Origin of the sequence: Pseudomonas sp. CDFA 610, from assembly GCF_021147865.1 — a bacterium.
Classification (GTDB): domain Bacteria; phylum Pseudomonadota; class Gammaproteobacteria; order Pseudomonadales; family Pseudomonadaceae; genus Aquipseudomonas; species Aquipseudomonas alliivorans.
Genome location: NZ_JAGTPM010000002.1, coordinates 448,080 through 466,345, shown reverse-complemented (window position 1 = coordinate 466,345; position 18,266 = coordinate 448,080). Strand labels below are relative to the sequence as shown.

14 protein-coding genes are annotated in these 18,266 nt (G+C 58.5%); 7 read left to right on the top strand and 7 right to left on the bottom strand.

Annotated elements, in window-relative coordinates:
* The first annotated feature begins 82 nt into the window (after positions 1-82).
* The 3 genes from KDX39_RS05080 (at position 83) to KDX39_RS05070 (ending at position 1,993) form a co-directional block, all read left to right on the top strand.
* A complete protein-coding gene (locus KDX39_RS05080) occupies positions 83-565 on the top strand; it encodes an MFS transporter (protein WP_099229867.1) in 483 nt (160 codons plus the stop codon).
* Positions 566-641: 76 nt separating this feature from the next.
* Positions 642-1,430: a class II glutamine amidotransferase gene (locus tag KDX39_RS05075; protein ID WP_231659603.1), complete on the top strand. Its 789-nt coding sequence runs from the start codon at positions 642-644 to the stop codon at positions 1,428-1,430.
* Between the two features lie 38 nt (positions 1,431-1,468).
* A complete protein-coding gene (locus KDX39_RS05070) occupies positions 1,469-1,993 on the top strand; it encodes a DUF2937 family protein (RefSeq protein WP_099229871.1) in 525 nt (174 codons plus the stop codon).
* Positions 1,994-2,155: 162 nt separating this feature from the next.
* Here the strand turns inward: KDX39_RS05070 and KDX39_RS05065 are convergent, their stop codons facing one another.
* The 4 genes from KDX39_RS05065 to KDX39_RS05050 form a co-directional block, all read right to left on the bottom strand.
* Positions 2,156-2,878: a WbqC family protein gene (locus KDX39_RS05065; protein ID WP_231659602.1), complete on the bottom strand. Its 723-nt coding sequence runs from the start codon at positions 2,876-2,878 to the stop codon at positions 2,156-2,158.
* 195 nt (positions 2,879-3,073) lie between these two features.
* The gene (locus KDX39_RS05060; protein ID WP_231659601.1) at positions 3,074-4,252 is read right to left on the bottom strand and encodes a vWA domain-containing protein; all 1,179 of its coding nucleotides are present in this window, start codon (positions 4,250-4,252) and stop codon (positions 3,074-3,076) included.
* A 39-nt stretch (positions 4,253-4,291) separates the two neighbouring features.
* Positions 4,292-5,137 (bottom strand): AAA family ATPase, encoded by an 846-nt coding sequence (locus tag KDX39_RS05055; RefSeq protein WP_025994938.1) that lies wholly within the window; start codon positions 5,135-5,137, stop codon positions 4,292-4,294.
* 161 nt (positions 5,138-5,298) lie between these two features.
* Positions 5,299-6,369, bottom strand: a complete 1,071-nt coding sequence (locus KDX39_RS05050; RefSeq protein ID WP_231659600.1) for a DUF748 domain-containing protein — start codon at positions 6,367-6,369, stop codon at positions 5,299-5,301.
* A gap of 126 nt (positions 6,370-6,495) precedes the next feature.
* On the opposite strand from KDX39_RS05050, the gene cysK reads away from it, so the two are divergent.
* From cysK to aceK, 3 genes are all read left to right on the top strand, one after another.
* Positions 6,496-7,470: a cysteine synthase A gene (gene cysK / locus KDX39_RS05045; RefSeq protein ID WP_231659599.1), complete on the top strand. Its 975-nt coding sequence runs from the start codon at positions 6,496-6,498 to the stop codon at positions 7,468-7,470.
* 166 nt (positions 7,471-7,636) lie between these two features.
* On the top strand, positions 7,637-8,575 hold the full coding sequence (locus KDX39_RS05040) for an aspartyl/asparaginyl beta-hydroxylase domain-containing protein (protein WP_231659598.1): 939 nt from the start codon (positions 7,637-7,639) through the stop codon (positions 8,573-8,575).
* A gap of 65 nt (positions 8,576-8,640) precedes the next feature.
* A complete protein-coding gene (gene aceK / locus KDX39_RS05035) occupies positions 8,641-10,359 on the top strand; it encodes a bifunctional isocitrate dehydrogenase kinase/phosphatase (protein WP_231659597.1) in 1,719 nt (572 codons plus the stop codon).
* A gap of 102 nt (positions 10,360-10,461) precedes the next feature.
* Here aceK and KDX39_RS05030 read toward each other — a convergent pair whose 3' ends face one another.
* The gene (locus tag KDX39_RS05030) at positions 10,462-13,935 is read right to left on the bottom strand and encodes a hybrid sensor histidine kinase/response regulator (RefSeq protein WP_231659596.1); all 3,474 of its coding nucleotides are present in this window, start codon (positions 13,933-13,935) and stop codon (positions 10,462-10,464) included.
* Positions 13,936-14,157: 222 nt separating this feature from the next.
* On the opposite strand from KDX39_RS05030, the gene KDX39_RS05025 reads away from it, so the two are divergent.
* Complete coding sequence (locus tag KDX39_RS05025; protein WP_231659595.1) at positions 14,158-16,032, top strand: MFS transporter; 1,875 nt, start codon at positions 14,158-14,160, stop codon at positions 16,030-16,032.
* Positions 16,033-16,127: 95 nt separating this feature from the next.
* On the opposite strand, the gene KDX39_RS05020 is transcribed toward KDX39_RS05025, so the two are convergent.
* Together KDX39_RS05020 and rdgC are read right to left on the bottom strand one after the other, a co-directional pair.
* Positions 16,128-17,093: a bile acid:sodium symporter family protein gene (locus KDX39_RS05020; RefSeq protein ID WP_231659594.1), complete on the bottom strand. Its 966-nt coding sequence runs from the start codon at positions 17,091-17,093 to the stop codon at positions 16,128-16,130.
* A gap of 83 nt (positions 17,094-17,176) precedes the next feature.
* A complete protein-coding gene (rdgC, locus tag KDX39_RS05015; RefSeq protein ID WP_004879325.1) occupies positions 17,177-18,097 on the bottom strand; it encodes a recombination-associated protein RdgC in 921 nt (306 codons plus the stop codon).
* Positions 18,098-18,266: the final 169 nt, after the last annotated feature.

The window sequence follows — 18,266 nt, the reverse complement described above, 5'->3', positions numbered from 1 at the left end:
CCGATTAAACAACCCAGGCAAGCCGGGCCGGTGAAAAGCCGTTATCATAAGCGCCTCTTTACCTGCCTTGCCAACGGACGACATGACCGAGAACGACTATCTGATCGCCTGGAGCCTCTACGCCTTTGCCGCGCTGGGTTGCCTGTTGGTGTGGTTTCTGATGACCGGCTGGATGTGGCGCTACCTCAAGGAACCGCTGCGTGTCATCGCCGCTGTGTTGCTGTTCACACCGACACTGGTTGACCCCGTCAAGGACGCCTACGCTCCGGCCGTTGCCATTACTGCGCTGGACCTGATGTTCAAGGTCGGCAGCAATGTCTGGACTGCCGTTTCGGACCTGGCGATGTACGGCATGTTCGCCTTCGGTGCGTACCTGCTGTTCGTGCTGATCCGCTGGCCGATCGAGAGAAGCCGCAAGGCCCGTCAACCGCAGCCGGTCGCCGAACCCGTCGAAACAGACGCTGAAGACGATCCGTTTGCCGGCGACGAACGCTATGCTCGCAAGCACGCTGCGCCGTCTCCGGCCACTACGGCACGCGGCGCACGGGTCGAGCCGCGCCTGTAGCGTCCCGCTTCGCTGGCCTGCGCTGCAGCATGCGGCGCATGACCGCTGCAAAACGTCCTGAAGCGAGAATCTGAGCATGTGTGAATTACTGGGCATGAGCGCCAATGTCCCTACCGATATCGTTTTCAGCTTTACCGGGCTGATGCAGCGTGGCGGCAAGACCGGCCCGCACCGCGACGGTTGGGGCATCGCCTTCTACGAAGGACGCGGCCTGCGCCTGTTCCAGGACCCGGCCGCCAGCAGCGAGTCGGAAGTCGCGCAATTGGTGCAGCGTTATCCCATCAAAAGCGAAGTCGTGATCGGCCACATTCGTCAGGCCAATGTCGGCAAGGTCTGCCTGTCCAACACGCATCCTTTCGTGCGCGAATTGTGGGGCCGCAACTGGTGTTTCGCCCACAACGGTCAACTGGCCGAGTTCCGCCCGGGCGTCACCTTCTATCGACCTGTTGGTGATACGGACAGCGAAGCGGCATTCTGCGACCTGCTTAACCGCGTGCGTGAAGCGTTTCCCGAGCCGGTCGAAGTCGAACAACTGCTGCCGACATTGATCCAGGCCTGCACCGAATACCGCAGCAAAGGTGTGTTCAACTGTCTGCTGAGTGACGGCGACTGGCTGTTCTGCTTTTGCAGTACCAAACTGGTTCAGATCACCCGTCGCGCGCCATTCGGTCCGGCCCGTTTGAAGGACGTTGACGTGATTGTCGATTTTCAGGCGGAAACCACGCCCCACGATGTGGTCACAGTCATTGCCACCGAGCCGTTGACCGCGAATGAAAACTGGAACGCCTACGAGCCGGGACAGTGGAGTCTGTGGCGCAAGGGCGAATGTGTCTGCAAGGGCTCGACCGAATCGGTCACGCCATAAGCCTCGGTCATACGGAATTCAACGCAAGAGGGATGTCCATGCTGCGAAGTTATCTGCGATTGGTCCTGTTCACGGCAGGTCTGCTGTTTGGCGTTCAGGTGCCAGGCTTCATCAGTGACTACAGCAAGCGTGTCGAGGCGCACCTGATCGAAGCCCAGCAAGCGATCAAGGGCTATAACAACACCGCTGCGCAGTTCTTCAAGGGCGATATCCAGGCACTGATTCAACACTATCGCAGCAGCGAAGACCCTGTGTTTCGTAGCGATGCCGATAATATCGAGACCCTGCTGACCCGCACGCATGTGCTGGAGCGTCAGTGGCTGGGGCTCCAGGGACCTTGGTATTCGCGGGCTTTCTACGTCGCCACGTCTTCCGACCCTGATATCCGTCGCGAGACGCTCAACGGTTACACCTGGCAAGTCCTGCTGGCCCCTGAGGTCATTGCCTGGGGCATCATCAGCGCACTGCTGCTGGCGCTGGTAATCGAAAGCCTTGTGTTGTTGCTCGGCTGGGTCGTGAACGGCGGGCGTCGCAAGCCGCAGTTGGAAAGAGACTGGCGCTAGGCGTCAGTCGAGCCTTCACTCGGGAGAAAGCCCACGGGCAGCTTGTTACTGAGCTGCGATGCCGGCGTCCAGCGTATCCGCGCAGCCTTTGGCGAGCCGTCGGCTGGACAAACCGCGCCAAACCGTGAGGCACATGAAACATGAATGATGCCGAGGGGTCGCTCATACGACGGCCCTTGTTTCATTGCGTATATAGGTCAGCACTGTTTCAGGGGCGTTCCACATCAGGACGTCCAGTATCGAAAGATTCTCGATGAAGTTGAAAGGCTGGGCGGTGTCATAACGGAATGAAGAGGGCTCCAGGAAGCGAAGTTCGATACCGCGCTCCTGCCATTCGTCGACGACAAATATACCGCGGCCGCCCGTGGCATTTATATATTGACGGGCTTCCATCAACGTACTGATTTCCAGTGCCCATTGCCCGGCATGTTGAATGACAGGCAAGTCGAACTTCATCTCCGAGCAGGTTTTCCAATTGAACGGCAGGTCCAGATAATCACACACCACCTTCAATGAACGCGTATTCAAATCGCAGATGTGTGTTGTGTCCGGCGTGTCGAAGGTAAGGTCGATCAACTGCATCACGTATCGGAAGTATGGCGCCTTGCCGCGGTAATGTTGCAACTGGTTCTTGATGCGTGTGTGGGCGGCCCTGTAATCGCTGATCGTGGCGTCCTTGATCAGCGTGTCGTCTCTGGCGCTGACCGGGACCTTGATGTATTGCCAGCCGCCATAGCCGTCCAATACCCGGTTGCGGTTCATCCAGCTCTTGCGTTTATATTTGACGATATCGAAAACCAGTCCGCGCTCCACCGCGGCAATAAGTTGAAAATAACCGATGTAGGGGAAAAAGTAAGGCTGCATGATCCCAAGCGTTTCAATCATAAGTAACCCGCGAAGTCGCGACGGTTGCTCAGGCAAAACGATGGAGTAACGGCAGAAAAACTTACTCAGTCAGCACATGACCGTCTGAATGATTGTCAGAAACCTGAGCGTAGTTCGGAGTTACAAAAGGAAAATGCTGTTGGTCGGGCCGAAAAAGGCCAGTCGATGACTGGCCTTGTTTACAGCGACATCCGCTTATTTGGCCAGGTAGCGCATGCTTTCTTCCAGGCCGCGTAGTGTCAGCGGATACATGTGGTCTTCCACCAGGTCACGGACGATGTGCGTCGAGGCGGTATAGCCCCAGGTGTCTTTCGGGTAAGGGTTGATCCAGACAATCTTCTTGAATTTGGCCATGAAGCGCTGCATCCACACATAGCCTGCTTCTTCGTTCCAGTGTTCGACACTGCCGCCGGGCTGGGTGATCTCGTAGGGCGCCATGGAAGCATCGCCGATGAAGATCACTTTGTAGTCAGCGCCGTATTTGTGCAGCAGGTCCTGAGTCGAGGTTCGCTCCGAACCGCGGCGCAGGTTGTTCTTCCACACCGATTCGTACACGAAATTGTGGAAGTAGAAATACTCCATGTGCTTGAACTCGGTCTTGCAGGCCGAGAACAGCTCTTCGCAGACCTTGACGTGTGCGTCCATCGAGCCACCGATGTCGAACAGCAGCAGCAACTTGATGGTGTTGCGTCGCTCCGGGCGCATCTGGATGTTCAGCAGGCCGGCATCGCGGGCGGTGTGGTCGATAGTGCCGTCGATGTCCAGTTCGTCCGCTGCGCCTTGACGAGCAAACTTGCGCAAGCGGCGCAAGGCAACCTTGATAGTGCGCGTGCCCAGTTCCACCTGATCGTCCAGGTTCTTGTACTCGCGCTGATCCCAGACCTTTACCGCCTTGCCCTTGCGTTCGCCTGCGTCGCCGACCCTTATACCTTCAGGGTTGTAACCGCCCGAGCCGAACGGGCTGGTGCCGCCGGTGCCGATCCATTTGTTGCCACCGGCATGGCGTTCTTTCTGTTCTTCCAGACGTTTCCTGAATTCTTCGATCAGCTTGTCGAGGCCGCCCAGGGACTGGATCTGCGCCCGTTCTTCTTCGCTCAGAGAACGTTCGAATTCCTTGCGCAGCCAGTCTTCGGGGATCAGCGCCTGCAAGTGATCGTCGAGCTTTTCCAGGCCATTGAAGTAGGCACCGAACGCCCGGTCGAACTTGTCGAAATGGCGCTCATCCTTGACCAGAATTGTGCGAGCCAGAAAGTAGAATTCGTCAATGTCGGCAAAGATGACCCGCTGTTTCAGCGCATTGATCAGGTCCAGCAACTCGCGCAGGGACACCGGCACCCTGGCTGCACGCATTTCGTTGAACAGGTTGAGCAGCATGGCTGTCGCCCTTTTTCGTAGCAGGATGAATGAAGAGACTCAGCGATTGCCGCGACGGCTCATGAACGCCAGTCGCTCCAGCAATTGCACGTCCTGTTCGTTCTTGACCAGTGCGCCGGCCAGCGGCGGAATGGCCTTGGTCGGATCGCGTTCGCGCAGCACGGCTTCTCCGATGTTGTCGGCCATCAGCAGCTTGAGCCAGTCCACCAGTTCGGAGGTCGAGGGTTTCTTCTTGAGTCCAGGCACCTTGCGCACATCGAAGAATACGTCCAGCGCTTCGCTCACCAGGTCTTTCTTGATATTCGGGTAGTGCACGTCGACGATACGTTGCAGCGTCGCGCGGTCCGGGAAGGCGATGTAATGGAAGAAGCAGCGACGCAGAAAGGCGTCCGGCAGCTCTTTTTCGTTGTTGGAGGTAATGATGATGATCGGGCGCTGTTTCGCCTTGATGGTTTCATCGATCTCGTAAACGTAGAACTCCATCTTGTCGAGTTCCTGCAACAGGTCGTTGGGGAATTCGATGTCGGCCTTGTCGATTTCGTCGATCAGCAGGATCACGCGTTCTTCGGATTCGAAGGCTTCCCAGAGCTTGCCTTTCTTCAGGTAGTTGCGCACATCGTGGACCTTGTCCACGCCCAGTTGCGAGTCACGCAGGCGGCTGACGGCATCGTATTCGTAAAGCCCCTGATGCGCCTTGGTGGTCGACTTGATGTGCCAGGTGATCAACCGCGCACCGAATGACTCGGCCAGTTGCTCGGCGAGCATGGTCTTGCCGGTGCCGGGCTCACCCTTGACCAGCAGTGGACGCTCCAGAGTGATGGCCGCGTTGACCGCAAGCTTCAGATCGTCGGTGGCGACGTATGCCGGGGTGCCTTCAAACTTCATCGATGAATCCTCTCGCAGCACATGCGCGACGCAGAGCCCGCACGCTGTAATAGTGGCAAATAATGCCTGGACTATAACGTGCGTACCGGACCCCTGTGAACGCAGACGCCCCATTCAGTTCTTGAATGGGGCGTCACGGTTTGACCGGGGCGACCCAGGGGTCAGGAATCCTTGTTGCTCTCATAGCGCGCATTGAACGCCTGTACGAATGCGTTACGCAGAATCTGCAAGAACGCCTGAAAGCCGCTGATGTTCTGCTGGTTGACGCTGCCGCTCAGGTCCACACGCGTGGCGAACTGGTTCTGGCGCTGGTTTTTCAGCACGGTTTCGCTGGTGCCGACCAGTGCTTCCCAGATCGAGCGAAACACGCCCTTGTCCTTGTCTTCGACGTCCTGATGCCAGTTGAAGACTTCGACGTTGCGCAGCAGCGGTTTGATGTAGCCACTCAGTTGGCCTTTGTCTGCCTGAGCCTCGATCACGATGTCGCCGTTGCCCGCATTGAAGTCGAACTTGCCATAGGCCGATGAGAAGTCGTTGAGCTTTTTCAACTGAATACCCGTCGCTCTGAGGCGAAAGTCGAAATCCTGAAAGTTGTTGAACGGATCGAAGCGGGCTGTACTTTCCATGTTGGCACTTCCCAGCAGGCGCGCCTTGCCTTCGAAGCTGGCGTCGCGATTGCCTTCGACGTCCACCACATTGGTCAGGTTGTAGAAGCTGGCATTGACCCGATCCGCCTCGATTTTCACCTTGGGCGTCGAGTTGAAGTTGTTGAAGGTGATACGTCCGTTGCCGATGCGCACTTCGTTGAGTGTCACAGGCAGAAGCTTGTTCAACTGGGTGCGCCAGTCCGTGCCCTGACCGGTCTGGGAAGCCTGTTTATTGTTACCGCCATCGACGAAGTTGATTTCCGGGTCGATAAATAAAACCTCGGCGACAACGGCGTGGTCGTACCAGAGTGAATGCCAGCTGACCGCCAGCTCGATGATCGGTGCTTTAACGAACGGCACGGGTACTTTGCCGTCGACCTTGACGATATTCAGCCCTTTGATCCGATACGCGCCACGCCACAGGGCCAGGTCCACGTCAGTGACTTGACCGCGGTAATCACCCATGTCGGCGAGTTTGTCATTCAGGTAGTCACGCACCAGAAAGGGCAGGGCAATGTTGATTCCGATCAGCAGAATGACCAGACCGGCCAGCGTCCATAGCGGCCAACTGTAGCGACGTTTCATGACACGAGTCTCCGGTTGCAGTGAAGGGTTGACTGCGTTCGGCAGCGTCGGTTCGGTGATACTGGACGCCCAACCGCTGGCGGCATAGGCTTTATTTATTTAATCGATGTGCATAAGGACATCTTCATGAGCCGTATTTACGCTGATAACGCCCATTCCATCGGCAACACGCCATTGGTGCAGATCAACCGTATCGCACCGCGTGGTGTCACGATTCTGGCCAAGATTGAAGGGCGTAATCCGGGCTACTCGGTAAAGTGCCGGATCGGCGCCAACATGATCTGGGACGCTGAAAGCCGCGGCAAACTCAAGCCGGGCATGACCATCGTCGAACCCACGTCGGGCAACACGGGTATCGGCCTGGCGTTCGTCGCTGCCGCGCGAGGCTACAAACTGATGCTGACCATGCCGGCGTCCATGAGCATAGAGCGTCGCAAGGTGCTCAAGGCGCTGGGTGCCGAACTGGTCCTGACCGAGCCGGCCAAGGGTATGAAAGGCGCCATCGCCAAGGCCGAAGAATTGCTTGCGGGCAACCCTGAGCAATATTTCATGCCCGCTCAGTTCGAGAACCCGGCCAACCCGGCCATTCATGAAAAGACCACCGGCCCTGAAATCTGGAATGACACCGACGGCGCAATCGACGTGCTGGTTGCGGGCGTTGGCACTGGCGGTACGATCACCGGCGTGTCGCGCTATATCAAACACACCGCAGGCAAGCCGATTCTGTCGGTGGCTGTCGAACCGGACGGCTCGCCGATCATCACCCAGGCCATGGCCGGTGAAGAGATCACGCCCAGTCCGCACAAGATTCAGGGCATAGGTGCTGGTTTCATCCCGAAAAACCTCGACCTTTCACTGGTCGACCGGGTTGAACGGGTGACCGATGAGGAGTCCAAGGCCATGGCACGTCGATTGATGCAGGAAGAAGGCATCCTGTGCGGTATTTCCTGCGGCGCGGCGATGGCAGCGGCCGTGCGGCTGGCAGAGAAACCGGAAATGCATGGCAAGACCATCGTCGTGATCCTGCCGGATTCCGGAGAACGCTACCTGTCGAGCATGCTGTTCAGCGACTTGTTCACTGATCAGGAGCTGTCGCAGTAACACATCTTGGGCCGTGCGTACTTCATGCGAGCGGTCCAAGGGTTTATGATGGCCACCTTTCCAGCGCCGCACGATCTTCACTGATCGTCCGGCGTTTCTGGTCCTTCGCATTGACCGACTGTCGGCGTTACGTTCAGCGTTGTCTGCCCGCTCCAAGGAGAGTTTCATGACCCTTTCATTTGCTGCCAAGGCATTGATCCTGATGCTTTTTCTGGGCAGCACGCTGTACGTGCATCTGCGCGGGCAGGCCCGGTTGCCGTTGCTGCGTCAGTTCGTGAACCATTCGGCGCTGTTCGCGCCCTATAACGCGCTGATGTATCTGTTTTCCCGCGTGCCGTCCAAGCCGTACCTGGACCGCAGCAAGTTCCCCGAGCTGGATGTGCTCAAGGACAACTGGGAAACCATTCGCGACGAAGCGATGCACCTGTTCGACGAAGGCTATATCCGTGCTGCCGAGAAGAACAACGATGCCGGCTTCGGTTCGTTCTTCAAAAAAGGCTGGAAGCGCTTTTACCTGAAATGGTACGACAAGGCCCTGCCTTCGGCTGAAGCGCTGTGCCCGAAGACCGTTGCGCTGGTCAACAGCATTCCCAACGTCAAGGGCGCGATGTTTGCGCTGTTGCCGGGCGACAGCCACCTTAATCCGCACCGCGATCCGTTTGCCGGTTCTCTTCGCTATCATCTGGGTCTTTCCACGCCCAATTCCGATGATTGCCGGATTTTCGTCGATGGCAAGGAATACTCTTGGCGCGATGGCGAAGACGTCATGTTCGACGAGACTTACGTGCACTGGGTCAAGAACGAAACCACCCAGACCCGCGTGATTCTGTTCTGTGACGTCGAGCGTCCGCTGACCAGTCGTCTGATGACCCGACTGAACCGCAGCGTCAGCGCCTTCCTGGGTCGTGCGACCGCACCCCAGAATCTGGACGATGAGCGCGTCGGTGGTATCAATCAGGCTTATGCGTTCAGCAAGCGTTTCAGCGATGGCTTCAGTGGCAAGGTCAAGCAGTTCAAGCGCAGCAACCCCAAGGCTTACCGTGTGCTGCGTCCTGTGTTGGCAGTGCTGGTTCTGACGTTGCTGGGCTACTGGTTGTTTGGTTGATAAAACGCCTGTTCAGTCAGATGTCGGTACGGGTTACAGATTGATGCTCATGTGGAGTCCAATCCATGTCGCAGCCTCAGATCCATATCGACATCGCGCGTCTTGTCCTCGAAGGGTTCGATGATTACCGGGCGCACTTCCGCTCCATCACCGACGGCGCCCAGGCCCGTTTCGAACAGGCGCTCTGGCCGCAGGCTCAGGCCGCTGCCGCCGCCCGCATCAATCTCTACGAACAGAAAGTCAGTGAACTCCTTCTGCGCCTGCAGCGCGACGTCCAGGTCGGGCAGTTACTGGACGTCGATCGCTGGTCTGGCATCAAGGTTGCCTACATCGACCTGATCGATTCCCGGCCCGACGATGAACTGTCGGAAACCTGGTTCAACTCGATCTTCTGTGGCTTGTTTCGGCATGACCTGATCAGTGACCGTTGCATGTTCATTCACAGCACGCGGCCCGTAAGGCGTGACCATCAATACGTGGCGCAGACTCGTCGGTATCTGCCGCGAGGTGATCCGGGCAGGGCGTTGTCGCAGGTGTTTGCCGATTACCCTTTCAACATCCCTTATGCCGACCTGGCGAACGATCTGTCGCGACTCGATGCGCATCTGCATGCCAATCTGCCTGACGGGGTGTGCAAGGATCCGGCGCTGACCGTCGAACTGTTCTCATCGGTGTTTTATCGCAACAAGGGTGCGTATCTGGTGGGGCGGATCTTCACTCGTGACGAGCAATGGCCCTTGGTGATACCGCTGCTGAATGTCGAGGGGCGTGGCATCGCGATTGATATGCTGATCACCGACGAGGCTGATGTGTCGATTATCTTCTCGTTCACGCGTTCGTATTTCATGGTAGATGTGCCGGTTCCGGCTGACTTCGTGGGGTTACTGAAGCGTATTCTGCCGGGCAAGCACATTGCCGAGCTTTACACCTCGATTGGTTTCTACAGGCACGGAAAGTCGGAGTTTTACCGTGCTCTGATTCAGCATCTGGCGACCACCGATGATCGTTTCATCATGGCGCCGGGTGTGCGCGGCATGGTCATGAGCGTGTTCACGCTGCCGGGTTTCAACACCGTGTTCAAGGTCATCAAGGATCGCTTTTCGCCGTCCAAGAATGTCGATCGCCAAACCGTCATCGATAAATACCGGTTGGTGAAACAGGTTGATCGGGTAGGGCGCATGGCCGATACCCAAGAGTTCTCGGACTTTCGTTTTCCGATGGGCAAGTTCGACCCTGACTGCCTGGACGAGCTGCTGCATGTCGCGCCTTCCACCATTGAACTCGAGGCTGGGGACACGGTGCTGGTCAGGCATTGCTGGACCGAGCGACGTATGACGCCGTTGAACCTCTATCTTGAAACGGCCAGTCCCGCGCAGGTGCGTGAGGCGCTGGATGATTACGGATGGGCGATCAGGCAGTTGGCGGCGGCCAATATTTTCCCCGGCGACATGCTGCTCAAGAATTTTGGCGTGACGCGTCATGGCCGGGTGGTGTTCTACGATTACGACGAGATCTGCGCGCTGACCGACGTCCACTTCCGGCGCATCCCGAAGCCCCGCACCCCGGAGGATGAGATGGCTTGCGAGCCTTGGTATTCCGTGGGGCCAATGGACGTATTTCCCGAAGAGTTTGCACCGTTCCTGTTCGCTGACATCACCCTGCGTCGCCTCTTTGAAAGCCTTCATGGCGAGCTGTACGACGTCGAATACTGGCAAGGTCTGCAGGCCGCGATTCGCAGTGGCAAGGTGATTGATGTCTTTCCGTATCGGCGCCGCGGCAGTTGAGCGGCATGACCAGCGCGTCTCGACGCTGATCATGCCCGTCACAAATGGCACAGGTGACGGACTCAGTGAGCCGAGCGGAGGGCTCAAGTCACCTTTTTGATCTCAACTCAAACTCACATGCCGGCTCAGCAATGCACGCAATGCCGCGGGCTTGACCGGTTTGGGCAGGTAATCAAGCCCGGCAGCATGCACCTGGGCGATCAATTCGGGGCGTCCATCGGCGCTGATCAACACACCTGGTACCGGCTGGCCGAGGCGTGTTCTCAGCCAGGCCATCAATTCGGTGCCGGTTTCTCCATCGTCCAGGTGATAGTCCACCAGCGCGATTTGCGGGCGGACTCCATTGTTCAGCAAGACCTCGCATTCCTGACGATTGCGCGCCGTCCACACCTGACAGCCCCAGCGTGAAAGCAGGCTGTTCATGCCAATCAGGATGCTGTCTTCGTTATCGACGCACAGCACCTGTGTGCCATTCAAGGCCGGACGATTGATCTCGACCAGCTTGGCAGGCAGCGGTGTCTGCGCCGACGCGAGTGGCACCTGCACGCTGAACACACTGCCCTTGCCGGGCCAGGAGCGAACCTGCAAAGGGTGTTCAAGAATACGACACAGGCCATCGGCAATCGCCAGACCCAACCCCAGGCCTTTGGCCGCGTGAGTCTGATGGCTGTCCAGGCGTTTGAATTCCTCGAAAATCACCTGGCGCTTGTCTTCGGGAATGCCCGGCCCCCGATCCCAGACTTCAAGACTCAGGCTGTCGCCACGACGACGGACGCCCAGAAGGATCGGCCCGCTGGCATAACGAAATGCATTGGTCAGGAAGTTTTGCAGCACACGGCGCAGCAGCTTGATATCACTGTCCACCCGCAGCGCACTGCCCTTGACCCGAAACTTCAGACCCTGTTCCTGCGCCAACGCCTTGAATTCCGCGCCCAGTGTGTCGAACAGCGCGTTGAGCGGGAAGGGCTGGCGGTCCGGGGCAATCTTGCCATTCTCGATACGCGAGATATCCAGCAGGTCGCTGATCAGGTCTTCGGCCGAACGCAACGAGCTGTCCAGATGCTGGATCAATTGCTGGGCATCACTGGAAATACCGTCTTCCTGATGCGAGAGCGCGGCGGAGAACAGGCGGGCGGCGTTCAGCGGTTGCATCAGGTCATGGCTGACCGCTGCCAGAAAGCGGGTTTTCGATTCGTTGGCCGCTTCGGCCGTGCCCTTGGCGTCGGTCAGTGCCTGGTTCAGTTGCGAGAGCTCTTGGGTACGTTCGGTCACCCTCTGCTCAAGGCGTTCATTGACGCCCTTGAGCGCCTGTTCGGCCGCTCGGAACGCAGTAATATCGGTAAAACTCATGACAAAGCCGCCACCCGGCATCGGATTGCCGATCAGCTCGATGACCTGGCCGTTGGGGAATAGTCGCTCTGAAGTGTGCGCCCGACCCTGACGCATCCAGTGCAGACGCCGCGCCACATGCACTTCGGCTTCACCCGGACCGCACAGCCCGCGTTCGGCGTTGTAGCGGATGATGTCGGCAATCGGTCGACCCACGCCGATCAGGCCTTCCGGGTAATTGAACAGCTCCAGATAGCGATGATTCCAGGCCACCAGCCGCAGCGACTGATCGACCACGCTGATGCCCTGGGTGATGTTCTCGATCGCGCCTTGCAGCAGGGCGCGGTTGAACTGCAGCACCTCGGAGGCTTCGTCGGCGATGCGCACCACGTCTTCGAGCTGCATATCCCGGCCTTCGATGGCGGCTTTGACCACCGCGCGGGTCGAAGAGGTGCCGAGCACACCGGCCAGCAGTCGTTCGGTGTGGGCAATCCAGTCACCAGTGGCGTTCTGATTGGGGTTGAAGCTCTTGCCCTGACGGTAGGCAAAACGGGTGAAGCTCTGTCTGGCGCGTTCTTCGCCGACAAATCGCGCCGACAGACTGAGCAGGTCTTCGATCTGCACCGCCAGCAAGGGCCGCGTGTAAGCGCGGCCCTGAGTTTCCTGACCGATGAAGCGACCTGCCTGCCAGTGTTCGGTCACCCGTGTGCGCGACAGCATCGACACCCAGGCGAACAGCGTGCAGTTGCCAGCCATCGACAGCAGCACGCCTTGGGTCATCGGCGTGATCGGCAAGTCGAACGGGTTGCTGTGCAGCCAGGCCAGCAGTGGAAAAGCGTTCAGCGACCAGCCCATGCCGTGGGCGGCGACCGGCAGGACCAGCGTGTAGAACCAGATGAAAATTCCGGCGGCCAGTCCTGCGAATACGCCACGCCGGTTGGCCTGCTTCCAGTACAGCGCGCCGAACATCGCGGGCGCGAGTTGAGTGATGGCGGCGAAGGCGATCTGGCCGATGGTCGCCAGGCTGGCGGTCGAGCCGAGCATTCGGTAGCTGACGTAGGCGAGCAACAGAATCATCACGATGCTGATACGACGCACCGAGAGCATCCAGTGCCGAAACGCCTCGAACGGCCGTTCGGTGTTCTTTCTGCGCAGCAGCCACGGCAACAGCATGTCGTTGGAAATCATGGTCGATAGCGCAACGCAGGCCACGATCACCATGCCGGTTGCGGCCGATGCACCGCCGATGAATGCCAGCAGCGCCAGTGATGGATGCGCATGGGCCAGTGGCAGGCTGATCACGAACGAATCCGGCAGCATCGAGTCGGGCAACAGCATTTGTCCGGCCAGTGCAATAGGCACCACGAACAGCGCGGCCAGCGCAAGATAGGCCGGAAACACCCACTTGGCCAGATTCAGATCCTGAGGCTCGATGTTCTCCACAACCGTGACGTGAAACTGCCGGGGCAGGCAGACAATCGCCATCATCGCCACGCCGGTCTGGACGAACATCGACGGCCAGTTGATCGTGTCTTGCCAGTACTCCTCAAGGCGCGGTGCCAGCTTGGCCTGATTGAACAGGTCGTCGAAGCCGTCATACAGACCGAACGTCACGAACACCCCGACGGCCATGAACGCGAACAGCTTCACCAGCGCCTCGAAGGCAATCGCCAGCACCATGCCGCGATGGTGTTCGGTCACGTCCAGATTCCGCGCGCCGAACACGATGGTGAACAGCGCCAGAATCAGCGAGACCACCAGCGCCGTGTCCTGCGCGCGGGTGCCGGTGGAGTCGGCTACAGCGCCGATCAAAATGTTCACCCCCAGCACGATGCCTTTGAGCTGCAGCGCAATGTACGGCAGCATGCCGATCAGGCAGATCAGCGCGACCATGACCGCCAGCGATTGGGACTTGCCATAGCGCGCTGCGATGAAGTCGGCAATCGAGGTGATGTTTTCCTGTTTGCTGATCAGCACCATCTTCTGCAGCACCCACGGCGCCAGCACCATCAGCACGATCGGACCCAGGTAAATCGGCAGGAACGACCACAGTTGCTCGGCCGCCTGGCCTACTGCGCCGAAGAATGTCCAGCTGGTGCAGTAGACCGCCAGCGACAGGCTGTAGACCCAGGCGCGCATGGTCGGGCGCAGCGATGCGCTGTAGCGGTCGCCATAGAAGGCAATGGCAAACATGATTGCCATATAGGACAGAGCAACGGCGGCGATCAGCCCGCTGGACAGCGACATATCGGATTCCAGAATGTATCGACAGCACGCAGTCTCGCACGACGGCTGGACTTCGTCTTTCTCGACCAAGGTCGAGCGTGGCGGGGTGTCGCATACTGCCTGACGCGCTCGGCATGGCTGGCAACTGTAAATATCCTATCGACATTACGCTGCGTTGCGTCTTCAATGTGCCTCGGATTGGCGGCGACGCCAGTGTGCCCAAGCCTCTCAGGACCACGGACGATGAGCCAGCAGTCACAATTCAGCCTTTTAGGGAAACGGCGCTTCCTGCCGTTTTTCGTTACCCAGTCCCTCGGGGCGTTCAATGACAACGTGTTCAAACAGTCATTGATCCTCGCCATTCTCTACAAGCTGGCCATCGACGGGGATCGTTCGATCTACGTCAATCTGTGCGCCTTGCTGTTCATTCTGCCGTTCTTTCTGTTCTCGGCGCTGGCCGGGCAGTTCGGCGAAAAGTACCCGAAGGACACTCTGATCCGGATCATCAAGTTCGGTGAAATTATGATCATGGCGGTGGGTGCCGCAGGCTTTCTGTTCAATCACCTTTGGATGATGCTGGCGGCGTTGTTTGCGATGGGCACGCATTCGGCGCTGTTCGGCCCGGTGAAGTATTCGATATTGCCGCAGCACCTGCGTGAGACCGAGTTGGTCGGCGGCAACGCGTTGGTCGAGATGGGCACCTTCCTGGCGATTCTCGCAGGCACCATCAGTGCCGGGGTGATGATGTCCTCCACGCACTACGCCTGGATCGTTTCGGCGGCCATCGTGCTGATCGCCTGCCTGGGCTTCCTGGCCAGTTTCGGTATCCCGCGGGCGGCGGCTGCCTCGCCGGAGATGACGCTCAACTGGAATATCTTCACCCAGTCCTGGGCCACGCTGCGTATGGGGTTGGGGCAGACGCCGGCAGTGTCGCGCTCGATTGTCGGCAATTCATGGTTCTGGTTCGTCGGGGCGATTTACCTGACGCAGATCCCGGCGTATGCCCAGGAATGGATGTTCGGTGATGAAACTGTTGTCACGCTGATCCTGACCGTCTTCTCGGTCGGCATCGCGCTGGGTTCGTTGCTCTGCGAGCGTTTGTCCGGGCACAAGGTCGAGATCGGTCTGGTGCCGTTCGGCTCCATGGGGATCACGATTTTTGGTCTGTTGCTATGGTGGCATTCGGGCGGCTTCCCGCAAAACGTACAGGCCAACGACTGGCTCGCGGTCCTGAGTTACGGTCAAGGCTGGTGGGTGCTGTTCGACATCCTCGGCATCGGCATTTTCGGCGGTTTCTATATCGTGCCGCTGTATGCCCTGATTCAGTCGCGCACGCCGGAGAAGGAGCGTTCGCGGGTCATTGCGGCCAACAATATTCTCAACGCGCTGTTCATGGTGGTATCGGCGATTGTCTCGATTCTGTTGCTCAGCTTCGCCAAGCTGACGATTCCGCATCTGTTTCTGGTGGTGTCCTTGCTGAACGTGGCGGTCAACATTTACATCTTCAGGATCGTGCCTGAGTTCACCATGCGCTTCCTGATCTGGCTGCTGGGTCATTCGATGTATCGGGTCGAGCACCGCAACCTGAATCTGATTCCCGACGAAGGTGCGGCGCTGCTGGTCTGCAACCACGTTTCGTTTGTCGATGCACTGCTGATTGCCGGTTCGGTCAGGCGGCCGATCCGTTTCGTCATGTACTACAAGATCTATCAATTGCCAGTGCTCAACTTCATCTTCCGCACTGCCGGTACCATCCCGATTGCCGGGCGTAACGAGGACATGGAGATTTACGAGCAGTCGTTCAAACGCATCGCCCGTTATCTGGCCGACGGCGAGTTGGTGTGCATCTTTCCGGAAGGCAAGCTCACCACCGATGGCGAGATCAGCGGCTTCAAGAGCGGCATGACGCGCATTCTGCAAGAAACGTCAGTGCCGGTGATCCCGATGGCGCTACAAGGACTGTGGGGCAGCTTCTTCAGTCGCGACCCGGACAAGGGACTGTTTCGCCGTCTGTGGTCACGCGTCGTGTTGGTGGCCGGTGCGCCCATTGCGGCAGACGCCGCCTCGCCGGTGGATGTGCGCGAGCAGGTGAAAGTGTTGAGAGGGGCGGGGCGTTAGGGGGGGCAGCTTGGGCCTGGCGCCGACTGCCATACCTCTGAACCTGATCGCGACCATGCCCGCAGGGGCGCGATCAGGTCAGTGCAGAAGTTGTATCAATCCACCGCCGACTTACGCAGCGCCACCTCGCTTTCTTCCTCCGGCATTTTCCTGAAGTACGTCGAGAGCAACGCACCGGAAATGTTGTGCCAGACGCTGAACAACGCGCTCGGCACGGCCGCCAGTGGGGAGAAGTGGGCGCTGGCCAGGGCGGCGCCGAGCCCCGAGTTCTGCATGCCGACTTCCAGTGCCAGCGACTTGCGCTGTGGCAACGGCAGTTTGAACACCTTGCCGGTGAAGTAGCCCAACAGAAAACCGAACGTATTGTGCAGAATCACCACCGCCATGATCAGCAGGCCTGACTCGGCGATCTTCGCCTGACTGGCGGCGACCACGGCGCAGACGATCATCACGATGCTCACCACAGACACCAGCGGCAGCACATCCACCGCATAGCTGACTCGCGCGCCCAGCAGACGCTGTGCGAGAACACCCAGTACGATCGGCAGCATCACCAACTGCAGGATCGACCAGAACATATCCATGAAGGATACCGGCAACCAGGCCGAGGCCAGGAACCAGATCAGGGTCGGGGTCAGCAGTGGAGCAAGCAGGGTGGTGACGGCAGCAATGGCCACAGCCAGCGCCAGATCGCCCTTGGCCAGCCAGGCCATGACATTGGACGACGTTCCGCTCGGGCAGCAGCCCACCAGAATCACGCCGACAGCAATTTCGGGCGGCAGCTGGAATACCTGACACAACAGCCATGCCACGCCGGGCATGATGACAAAGTGTGCGACCACGCCCAGCGCCACGCGCCAGGGGTTGCGCGCCACTTCAGAGAAATCCTCGAGTTTCAGGGTCAGGCCCATGCCGAACATGACCAGGCCCAGTAACGGAACGATCCAGCCTTTCAGGCCGATGAATACCTGGGGAAACACAAACGCCAGAATGGCGAACAGCAGCACCCAATACGCAAAGGTGTTGCCGACGAAACGACTCAGGGCGGCGAGGGCGCGCATGGTCTGCTCCTTCTTTTTATAAGTGCCAAATGAATGCGCCGTCTATAAGACGGCGCCGTGCTTCGGTTCATCAACGGGGGATGTCAGATACCCTGAGGTATTTCTTCGCCGCCCAGCGCTTCGAACAATTCGGGCAGGAATTCGCCGAAGGTCAGCATCATCAGGGTGAAGCTGGCATCCAGTTGTCCCAGTGCCTCGTCGCCGCCGTCCTGTTCAGCCTGATCCTGCAACAGATCTTCGAACTTCAGACGCTTGACGACCATTTTGTCGTCCAGTACGAACGACAGTTTGTCCTGCCAGGCCAGCGACAGTTGGGTCACGACTTTGCCAGTGCTCAGGTGCAGCTGGATTTCGTCGCCGGTCAGGTCCTGACGCTTGCAGCGCACGATGCCACCGTCTTCGTGGGTGTCGCGCAATTCGCACTCGTCCAGCACGAAGAAGTTGTCGGCCGCTTTCTGGGTCTTGACCCAGTCGGTCATGGTCGCGCTTGGCGATACCTTGACGGTCAGCGGACGAACCGGCAGCGAGCCGATGACTTCACGCAACGTGGACAGCAGGTCCTCGGCGCGTTTCGGGCTGGACGCGTTGACCAGAATCAGGCCTTGCTTGGGCGCGATGGCAGCGAAGGTTGCCGAACGACGAATAAAAGCGCGCGGCAGGAACGCCTGGATGATTTCATCCTTGAGCTGATCACGTTCCTTCTTGTAGACCTTGCGCATCTGCTCGGCTTCGATCTCTTCGACCTTTTCCTTGAGCGCGTCACGTACGACGCTGCCCGGCAGAATACGTTCTTCCTTGCGTGCGGCGATCAGCAGGAAGTCCTGGCTGACGTGTACCAATGGAGCCTCTTCGCCTTTGCCAAATGGCGCGACGAAACCGTAAGTGGTCAACTCCTGGCTGGCACAGGCGCGAGCCGGTTTGGTCGCCAGTGCCGTCTCCAGCGCCTCGGCGTCAAAAGGCAGATCCTGGGTCAGGCGATAGACAAGCAGGTTTTTGAACCACATGAGGTGAATCTCTCCTTCCATACAAAGGGGGGCATTATTCGCTGCTCTGCTTCCGGGGCCAAGCCTGCACGGAGCCTTTGTAAGCCTTTGGAAGGATTATAAAAATTATTTAAAAAATTACTTGCCAGAGTAAAGGTCGCTCCGTAGAATGCGCGCCACACCGAGAGTG

Excerpts from the sequence above, each read along its gene's own strand:
- KDX39_RS05080 (WP_099229867.1), top strand. The coding sequence starts at position 83 with ATGACCGAGAACGACTATCTGATCGCCTGGAGCCTCTACGCCTTTGCC.
- KDX39_RS05075 (WP_231659603.1), top strand. The coding sequence starts at position 642 with ATGTGTGAATTACTGGGCATGAGCGCCAATGTCCCTACCGATATCGTT.
- KDX39_RS05070 (WP_099229871.1), top strand. The coding sequence starts at position 1,469 with ATGCTGCGAAGTTATCTGCGATTGGTCCTGTTCACGGCAGGTCTGCTG.
- KDX39_RS05065 (WP_231659602.1), bottom strand. The coding sequence starts at position 2,878 with ATGATTGAAACGCTTGGGATCATGCAGCCTTACTTTTTCCCCTACATC.
- KDX39_RS05060 (WP_231659601.1), bottom strand. The coding sequence starts at position 4,252 with ATGCTGCTCAACCTGTTCAACGAAATGCGTGCAGCCAGGGTGCCGGTG.
- KDX39_RS05055 (WP_025994938.1), bottom strand. The coding sequence starts at position 5,137 with ATGAAGTTTGAAGGCACCCCGGCATACGTCGCCACCGACGATCTGAAG.
- KDX39_RS05050 (WP_231659600.1), bottom strand. The coding sequence starts at position 6,369 with ATGAAACGTCGCTACAGTTGGCCGCTATGGACGCTGGCCGGTCTGGTC.
- cysK (WP_231659599.1), top strand. The coding sequence starts at position 6,496 with ATGAGCCGTATTTACGCTGATAACGCCCATTCCATCGGCAACACGCCA.
- KDX39_RS05040 (WP_231659598.1), top strand. The coding sequence starts at position 7,637 with ATGACCCTTTCATTTGCTGCCAAGGCATTGATCCTGATGCTTTTTCTG.
- aceK (WP_231659597.1), top strand. The coding sequence starts at position 8,641 with ATGTCGCAGCCTCAGATCCATATCGACATCGCGCGTCTTGTCCTCGAA.
- KDX39_RS05030 (WP_231659596.1), bottom strand. The coding sequence starts at position 13,935 with ATGTCGCTGTCCAGCGGGCTGATCGCCGCCGTTGCTCTGTCCTATATG.
- KDX39_RS05025 (WP_231659595.1), top strand. The coding sequence starts at position 14,158 with ATGAGCCAGCAGTCACAATTCAGCCTTTTAGGGAAACGGCGCTTCCTG.
- KDX39_RS05020 (WP_231659594.1), bottom strand. The coding sequence starts at position 17,093 with ATGCGCGCCCTCGCCGCCCTGAGTCGTTTCGTCGGCAACACCTTTGCG.
- rdgC (WP_004879325.1), bottom strand. The coding sequence starts at position 18,097 with ATGTGGTTCAAAAACCTGCTTGTCTATCGCCTGACCCAGGATCTGCCT.